This is a genomic window from Bacillus sp. JJ864 (genome assembly GCF_036963045.1).
Taxonomy (GTDB): domain Bacteria; phylum Bacillota; class Bacilli; order Bacillales; family Bacillaceae_G; genus Bacillus_A; species Bacillus_A pseudomycoides_C.
Genome location: NZ_JBALLY010000031.1, coordinates 1 through 7,926, shown reverse-complemented (window position 1 = coordinate 7,926; position 7,926 = coordinate 1). Strand labels below are relative to the sequence as shown.

At 29.8% G+C, this 7,926-nt stretch carries 15 protein-coding genes; all 15 read right to left on the bottom strand.

What is annotated here, in order from left to right; translation table 11 throughout:
• Nucleotides 1-281 (bottom strand): hypothetical protein (locus V7024_RS06180; protein WP_335517084.1); only part of this gene is annotated, 281 nt, incomplete at its 3' end.
• Between the two features lie 87 nt (nucleotides 282-368).
• Nucleotides 369-809, bottom strand: coding sequence for a JAB domain-containing protein (locus tag V7024_RS06175; RefSeq protein ID WP_335517081.1), 441 nt, complete (start codon nucleotides 807-809; stop codon nucleotides 369-371).
• A gap of 542 nt (nucleotides 810-1,351) precedes the next feature.
• Complete coding sequence (locus V7024_RS06170) at nucleotides 1,352-1,669, bottom strand: hypothetical protein (protein WP_335517078.1); 318 nt, start codon at nucleotides 1,667-1,669, stop codon at nucleotides 1,352-1,354.
• Nucleotides 1,670-1,740: 71 nt separating this feature from the next.
• Complete coding sequence (locus V7024_RS06165; protein WP_257153204.1) at nucleotides 1,741-2,034, bottom strand: hypothetical protein; 294 nt, start codon at nucleotides 2,032-2,034, stop codon at nucleotides 1,741-1,743.
• Nucleotides 2,035-2,590: 556 nt separating this feature from the next.
• Nucleotides 2,591-2,989, bottom strand: coding sequence for a hypothetical protein (locus V7024_RS06160; protein WP_000416907.1), 399 nt, complete (start codon nucleotides 2,987-2,989; stop codon nucleotides 2,591-2,593).
• Nucleotides 2,990-3,358: 369 nt separating this feature from the next.
• Nucleotides 3,359-3,556: a hypothetical protein gene (locus V7024_RS06155; RefSeq protein ID WP_335517070.1), complete on the bottom strand. Its 198-nt coding sequence runs from the start codon at nucleotides 3,554-3,556 to the stop codon at nucleotides 3,359-3,361.
• Between the two features lie 252 nt (nucleotides 3,557-3,808).
• Nucleotides 3,809-4,078, bottom strand: coding sequence for a hypothetical protein (locus V7024_RS06150; protein ID WP_335517067.1), 270 nt, complete (start codon nucleotides 4,076-4,078; stop codon nucleotides 3,809-3,811).
• Nucleotides 4,079-4,103: 25 nt separating this feature from the next.
• A complete protein-coding gene (locus tag V7024_RS06145) occupies nucleotides 4,104-4,418 on the bottom strand; it encodes a hypothetical protein (protein ID WP_335517064.1) in 315 nt (104 codons plus the stop codon).
• 16 nt (nucleotides 4,419-4,434) lie between these two features.
• Nucleotides 4,435-4,758 (bottom strand): hypothetical protein, encoded by a 324-nt coding sequence (locus tag V7024_RS06140; RefSeq protein WP_000808627.1) that lies wholly within the window; start codon nucleotides 4,756-4,758, stop codon nucleotides 4,435-4,437.
• A 118-nt stretch (nucleotides 4,759-4,876) separates the two neighbouring features.
• A complete protein-coding gene (locus V7024_RS06135) occupies nucleotides 4,877-5,485 on the bottom strand; it encodes a recombinase family protein (protein WP_335517061.1) in 609 nt (202 codons plus the stop codon).
• The gene (locus V7024_RS06130; protein WP_000275629.1) at nucleotides 5,485-5,733 is read right to left on the bottom strand and encodes a hypothetical protein; all 249 of its coding nucleotides are present in this window, start codon (nucleotides 5,731-5,733) and stop codon (nucleotides 5,485-5,487) included. The genes V7024_RS06135 and V7024_RS06130 overlap by 1 nt, the downstream gene beginning before the upstream one ends.
• A 39-nt stretch (nucleotides 5,734-5,772) precedes the next feature.
• Nucleotides 5,773-5,934, bottom strand: a complete 162-nt coding sequence (locus V7024_RS06125; RefSeq protein ID WP_176542870.1) for a hypothetical protein — start codon at nucleotides 5,932-5,934, stop codon at nucleotides 5,773-5,775.
• A gap of 177 nt (nucleotides 5,935-6,111) precedes the next feature.
• Nucleotides 6,112-6,465, bottom strand: coding sequence for a hypothetical protein (locus tag V7024_RS06120; RefSeq protein ID WP_335517058.1), 354 nt, complete (start codon nucleotides 6,463-6,465; stop codon nucleotides 6,112-6,114).
• Nucleotides 6,466-6,578: 113 nt separating this feature from the next.
• Complete coding sequence (locus tag V7024_RS06115; RefSeq protein WP_335517057.1) at nucleotides 6,579-7,457, bottom strand: hypothetical protein; 879 nt, start codon at nucleotides 7,455-7,457, stop codon at nucleotides 6,579-6,581.
• A gap of 35 nt (nucleotides 7,458-7,492) precedes the next feature.
• Nucleotides 7,493-7,747, bottom strand: coding sequence for a hypothetical protein (locus V7024_RS06110; protein ID WP_335517055.1), 255 nt, complete (start codon nucleotides 7,745-7,747; stop codon nucleotides 7,493-7,495).
• Nucleotides 7,748-7,926: the final 179 nt, after the last annotated feature.

Here is a 7,926-nt window from a genome sequence, read left to right as displayed (position 1 = left end):
TTTTCTTTGTTTATTTCCTTTTCTATTATGTGTGTAAAATCTCTCTTAATCTCATTTGGCTGTAATGTATTTAAACATTCAATACATTCCTCTAACTCTATGTCATACCATGATCCAAAGGCAATTTGATCACCTGTAATTGTATTTTTTTTGAAATTCACAACTACAGATGTTTCTTTTTCTGTAAATACTGGCCTTACAGTGAAATTATATCTATCGAAATCATACTCTTGGTCATCGTATGTGCCTTTTATCTGTTCACTAGATTCAAATTTAATCATGTTTAAATTCCCCTCACTTTTGTTATTTTTCTGTCCTTGTTAAAACTGTATATAAAAAGAAAAGGAGTTTTCACTCCTTTTCAGTGTTTAGATTCTTCGTTCTTCTTTCATTGAATAGAAATCAGTGGTGTGATTTACTATAAGTGAATCCAAAACTTCGATACCTAGTATCTTACCAGCTTCAACTAATTTTTTTGAAATTTCAATATCTTCCCTTGATGGGTAAATATTTCCAGTAGGATGTTGGTGTGCCACGATGATTGACGCACTATTATTTAAGATAGCTGACTTAAATACTTCACGAGCATGTACAATAGTGTAATTCAATGCTCCAACATGACAACGATGTACAGCAACAACTTGATTTTTCGTGTTCAAACACATTACTAAAAATATTTCGCGGTCATCTTCACCAATAAGTTTTGAAGCAAGGTGTCGAGCATCACTAGGTGAATGAATTACAAATCTTCCATCCTCTAATTCTGTAATAACTTGTTTAATTCTTACGATTTCAAATATCTTTTCCATAGCTTAACAGCCCCTTTCATAGTTCGGAATGGAAGCAATTTTTGTGAAAAGAGTTGTCATTGCGCGGAACAGCGTGAAGCGTACAACGTATCAAGAAAAGGTTAGGGATTCTTATGAAGCTCAATGATTTAGTGGCTGTTGCGAATGCAGTTAATGAGCTTACAGCCACTTAACCTACTTAGCTTCATTAGAAGCCTTTTTCTTTTTGCAGACAATTGATAACTCTCATGAACAAAAATTATAATTAGGAGAACAAAGGAAGGAAGACGTACACTACAACCCTGTTTTTGGTTGTCTGGTTGCTTCCGAAGGAAAGAAGACAACCGATTCCTAGTGTTACGAAAGTTCACTAGGAATCAAAGAGAAGCGTTTTTCATTTAGTTTATTTCGATGAAGAAATAAACTAATCAAAACGCTTATTATTTCATTGTGAAACTATGAAATAATCGTATTTATGGGGGTTCGATGCCCCTATAAATACGTTTATTCATTAACTAAAGTAAAAAAAGGATAACTTGTTATTAACAAGCTATCCTTTTTATTTAAATATTGATTGTCATACAAATTGATTTATTTTGTTTAAGTAGATCCACAACTTTTTGATAACTCATTCTTTTCCCATCTGGTCGGAATCCCACTTTATAACATGCTCTTAACACTTTGAGTTCCCTCACTTCGATTACATAAGGCTTACCCTTGACATGACGATTGAGCAATTGAATCATTTCTTTTTCTGTTCCTTGTAATTTCAAAATACCAAACACTATAAATTCTTTATTTAAACCATATGGGAATAAATCTCTTTTTAGTTTTTCAGTTTTATAAAGTACAAACCTAATATCAATATTATTTGATTTCATTTGATTATGTTCCTCTCATATATAGTATTAACAAAAAAGAGATAGCTTGTTTTTCAAGCTATCTCCTGTACTTAAATATTGATTGTCATACAAATTGAACCTTTTTTCTTCAAAAATTCTACAGTTTGTTGATATGACATTTGCTCTCCGTATGGACGAAAACCCACTTTGTAACATGCTCTCATTTCTGTTAAACTCCAAACTTGATTAACAAATGGCTTTTTACCAACATGTTGATTAAGTAGCTGGATCATTTCTTTTTCTGTTCCTCTAAAATTAGAGATGCCATATACTTCAACCTCTTCATCTCTATCCATAGGCCAATACTTAGTTAAATTGTATTCAAGATTTGCTGTCATTTTCATGTTAAATTCTCCCCTTTCATTGTTTGAAATGGAAGCAATTTTTGTGAAAAGAGTTGTCATTGCGCGAAACAGCGTGAAGCGTACAACGTATCAAGAAAAGATTAAGGATTCTTATAAAGCTCAATGATTTAGGGGCTGTTGCGAATGCAGTTAATGAGCTTACAGCCCTTTAACCTACTTAGCTTTATTTAGAAGCCTTTTTCTTTTTGCAGACAATTGATTACTCTTATGAACGAAAATTATAATTAGAAGAACAAAGGAAGGAAGACATACACTACAACCCTGTTTTTGGTTGTCTGGTTGCTTCCGAAGGAAAGAAGACAACCGATTCCTAGTGTTACGAAAGTTCACTAGGAATCAAAGAGAAGCGTTTTTCATTTAGTTTATTTCGATGAAGAAATAAACTAATTAAAACGCTTATTATTTCATTGTGAAACTATGAAATAATCATATTTACAGGGGTTCGATGCCACTGTAAATATGACTTATAAATCCTTAAATCAAAAGTAAGCATTAGCTTACTTACCATAAAAAAAGAATAAAAGGATTGCTCCTTTTATTCTTTTTCTTTCTTGGATTGTATAAATCCATCTACAGCAACTTTTCTCATTTTATTTTTAAAAGGAGAATTCAATAACTCTTGAATTGACTCTGAAACATGCCATAGTTCTTGAAATTGAGCTACATATCCAATAAGCTCTTTTTTGTAATACACTTTATAACAATTACCTGTTGCTCCATGTATTTTACTGTCCTCTTTAATGAATGTAACAAAATAAAAATTCGTAAAAACACCTGTACTAAGGAAACTCAATGCTATTTCTCGTTTTTCTTTTACCTTTTCATCTACTAAAAATTCAGGTTGCTTATTAAAATATCTAACAATTATTCTGGCATCTTTTTTCGTTTTAATCTCCATATCCATAATATTTTTTAGTTCATTAACTTTTTCCATAGCTTAACAGCCCCTTTCATTGTTTGAAATGGAAGCAATTTTTGTGAAAAGAGTTGTCATTGCGCGAAACAACGTGAAGCGTACAACGTATCAAGAAAAGATTAAGGATTCTTATGAAGCTCAATGATTTAGGGGGTGTTGCGAATGCAGTTAATGAGCTTACAGCCCCTTAACCTACTTAGCTTCATTAGAAACCTTTTTCTTTTTGCAGACAATTGATAACTCTCATGAACAAAAATTATAATTAGAAGAACAAAGGAAGGAAGACGTACACTACAACCCTGTTTTTGAGTTGTCTGGTTTATTCCGAAGGAAAGAAGACAACTGATCCCCAGCGTTACGAAAGTTCGCTAGGGATCAACGTAAATTTTATGCTAAAAAATATGTAGTCAAAAGATATGTTATTCCCATGATTGCCCCAATAATAAAAATACCTATAAAGATTCCTTGAGCAACTTCCCAGTTATATTTTTCTCCTTTAGGTGTTTTTATAACACATATAATTGTTCCAATTATAGAACCTAATAAAATTGCTAAAAATACATATAATAAGAGCATTCCGCCCATCACTCCTTTTTAGTTTAATCCCTTATATTCATAATACCATAATATATATTCAATGTACATTGAATATATACAAAAAAGTTAAAAAGCCAATGTATTTTATCAACATCGGTATGAACAAAAATTATAATTAGGAGAACAAAGGAAGATGTACACTACAACCCTGTTTTTGGTTGTCTGGTTGCTTCCGAAGGAAAGAAGACAACTGATCCCCAGCGTTACGAAAGTTCGCTAGGGATCAATGTGATTTTAAAATTATTTTATGACTCCTGTATAATTAATAAATGTGTATGCTCCATATGCCCCAGCAAGGAAAACTATAGCTATCAGCATTAGCATAGAAATTTTTAAAAAAACCGCTTTAAAACTTTTTTTTACACTTCGTCTAGCATAATTACTACCGTAAGCATATTTCATTACATTTAACATGATTACCATAATAATAAAAGCAAATATCAAATTAAAAGCAACTGAATATTCATTATATAGATAACTCCAAAAACCCCAAAAAGAGAAATCCTTCATTATTTTTCACCTCTTTATACAGTATTTAAAAATAAAGTAAAAACCTCCATGTTAAAGGAATAAGGGTTAAATGTAGTATAAATATAGTCCAAGTAATTTTAATATTTCTTTTTATTCCTATTACTCTTTTGAAAATAAAATTAAAGAACCATGCTCCAAAAATCGTGACTAAAATTTCAAAAATAACAAGTATCCATTCCAATATAGTATGATCTTGATTAGGAGAAGCACCAGCCATAACAAGAACAACCATTATTGGAAATGCTGGTATATAAACTAATAAATAAGAAAAGAAATAGAAAACATACTTTATAAATACTTTTATATCAATAGTATCCATTGTTTTATTCCCTTTATTAATCATCCCAACTTATTATGACAAAATCTTCATAAGTAAAAACTTTCTCGCTTTCCAGTTCAACCTTTTTCATTGTAGGTTCGTAACAATGTATCTTTTGTACAGGCTCATTTTTCTGGAATTGAAATAACACACACATCATATCAGCAACTTCTTCTACAGAAATTTTATCAAAAACCTTTTTGTTAGATTGTAACTTATCGACTACAAAATTATATTTTTGAATGAATTCCTCTTGGGTAAATTTAGTTTCATGATACAGTTCACATGTAGTTCTATCATCCCCTACTCCTTGCTCAATACAATATTTAAATTGTTTCAATATAACCACTCCTTTTTAGTTTAATTCCTTATATTCATTATACCATAATGTATACTGAATGTATATTGAATACATACAAAAAAATAAAAAGCCAATGTGTTTTATCAACATCGGCTTTTTAATCAGTTCTTTTTTCTATATTGTATTCCTTTATCTTCTTATATAATGTATTTCGACTAATTTTAGTAATTTCACTTATCTTCTTCATTGGCATTTTTGTTGTACTATACAATTCCAAAGCATGTTGTAAGCTTGGGTTTTCCTTTGTATATTTTGGCTTTCTTCCTTTATATACTCCATTTCTTTTGGCTATTTCTATACCTTGTCTTTGATGCTCTAAGATCCTTTCTCGTTCTTCCTGAACAGTCCAGCTCAATACAGTTAAAACAATCTCCGATATTAAATTAGCTATACTTGGCATATCTTTAAATTTTCTTGTATCTAAAATTGGCATATTAATAATATAGATATCAATTTCATTTTCTTGAAAATAGCTCCATTCATCCATAATTTCTTTTTTATTCCGGCCAAACCTCGATAGATCCTCTACAACAATTGTATCTTTAAATCTAAGCATACTTTTCATCTTTTGATATTCAGTTCTGTCAAAATTCTTTCCTGATTCTTTATCCAAGAAAATTTTTTCACATCCAGCTTTTTTTAAAGCTTCAATTTGTCTACTTTCATTTTGATCCTTTGTACTTATCCTTGCATAACCAATTAGCATTACACACTCACCTTGTCTGTCTTATCTTTGATGTTTCCATTATCAATAAATTCAATAGTAATGATACCATTTCTAGTAGCTTTTACATGTGTTTTTTTCCCCTGTTTTGCAATCATAAATGTATCTGTTACTTCGTTTTCATTCACACGATATTTCCTAACATATTTTTGTTTATAATGATTTTGTTTGTACCATAAAAGAATATTATAGCAAACACTGACTACTAACAAGCCTATTAAAATATACATTTTTATCTCTCCTTAATGAATAGAATCATATAATTGTAGTTAATTATTTAAAAAATACAAACTAAAGGTTAATACTAATAAAAAACAACCTAATAACGTTTTAATAATCTTCGATTTACTAAACCAAGAAGCTACAATAATAAATGATAATCCACCCATAAATACAGCAAATAAAAACAACCCACTAGCACTGTATCCCAAAATTCCCCTCTCCTTCTATATGGTTTGAAATTTAAATATTATGTGTTTGTCTATTTATAAAGTTGTAACGTTTTGAAAAAAGTTCGATCAAAATATATATTATATTTTATGATCGAACTTTTTTATAAAAAAACGTACTGTTTTACTAACTTGAAATAGGTTTTTAATCAATCTTTTTTATAAAACCATACCATTTTCATCATATGTTGAAATCTCATCAAATACTGTACCTGAATCTATAATTTTATTAATATCGGCATGTAATTGAATAAATTCAGTTTTAGATTTTTGCTTTGTCTTTGTATCTGTATATTCACAATACAGATACAAACCCTCATAACCTCTTTCTTTTATTAAATCTGTTGCTATTACGAGACTTTCATATTGTTGTCCTTCAATTGGCTCTCCCCTGTTATCTTTATCATTAGTAAGATACCATTGCCACGTATAATGCGTTAAACTAGGTGTTGCATGAAAAATATAATGAGCGTCCCTGTCATTGTTGTGAAGTTTAGTCGCATATTTTTTCATTTTACTTCATCCCCTTTTTTAAACTTATTTTAATCAAACTTTTTATAAAGCTACAAAATCCACTGATTTTAAACCACTTTATTTTTAATCTAGGACTTTAAATGATTGTATCATTACTGTACATCATGAATTTTTTCTTCTTTTTTCATATCTCTTTCTTTGCAATAACATGGTATACACATATCTTCTGAATCCATATTTTCTACAGGAATATCTTTATTACAACATTTACAATATGCTGTATTGGAATACGCCTTTTTGAAAAAGTTATCTGGCCTTACATTCCACTTATCAGTTAATTTCGCTTCTAAACAACTTTGCAATCTGTTCCCTGTTATATATAGATAATCTTTCATCATTTTCAATTCATTTAAACTAAAATCATCTAATTTTTGTTCTACCAAATGTTTATCACCATATTCAATCTCCATAACAGGGATGATTTTTTCAATAAATCTTTCTCGGATCTCCTGTTGTTCTAAAATCTCACTTTCTATGATTTTATCAATTCCTTCTATACGAAACCAATCATGGCTATCAATGACATCTATCAAGTCTTGTCTGTGCCTATTTCCCTCTAATTCAATTTCTTTACATTCTTCATATCTAGATGGATTCATTACCGTAAATCCATAATAATTACAAAGAATATTTCTTAAAGGTATTTCATCTAAAAATGATGATTTCACTTTATTATTCTCATGCTGGACAACTTTTTCATCTAAAAATTGTAATAACTTTGCTACAGTGGTTTCATCATGCTCACATGAAACGTATATTGCTCCTTTATCAATCCCTTCATTATATTGACTATATATTTTATAAGCTTTCATATTCTTTTCTCCCCTTTTCATTACACTTCTTTCATCTAAACAACCAAATGTACAATAATTCATTACATGGACACCAAAACTATCTTTACCATATGTTATGTAACGTTCAGCATTTCCGCACATATCACATTCGCCAATTGAATCATGTTTTTGTTCCATACCTTATAACCCTTTCTTCATTCGTTTCACAAAAATTAATTCTGAACAGAATGAAATAATTTAGACTTATCGCTTTTGGGATCTATTATGAAAATCTTTTTATTTTTTAATGCTCGATTTAAACTTTCCATAGCTTCATAAAAAAAATACGTTGCACCCATTCCAGTTAGAAATTTGTCATCAGTTACCATTTTAAATTTCCCCACATCATTATTGTCACATTCTTTACAACTTCCATTAATTTCAGAAATTTCATTTTTCACTCCGCAATTTCTACATTCAAAAATCATAATTACACCTTCCTTAAAATTGATTTATAATCATCACTTTTGGGATAATATGTAAAACATCCTTTTGTATAGAAACTAATTATTGAACACTTAAAAGTGACAACCTATAACCTTATTATATCAAGGTTTTTAAAGTGTAACAAGAGGGTATACCCAAAAGTGACAAAAATATTGAAATC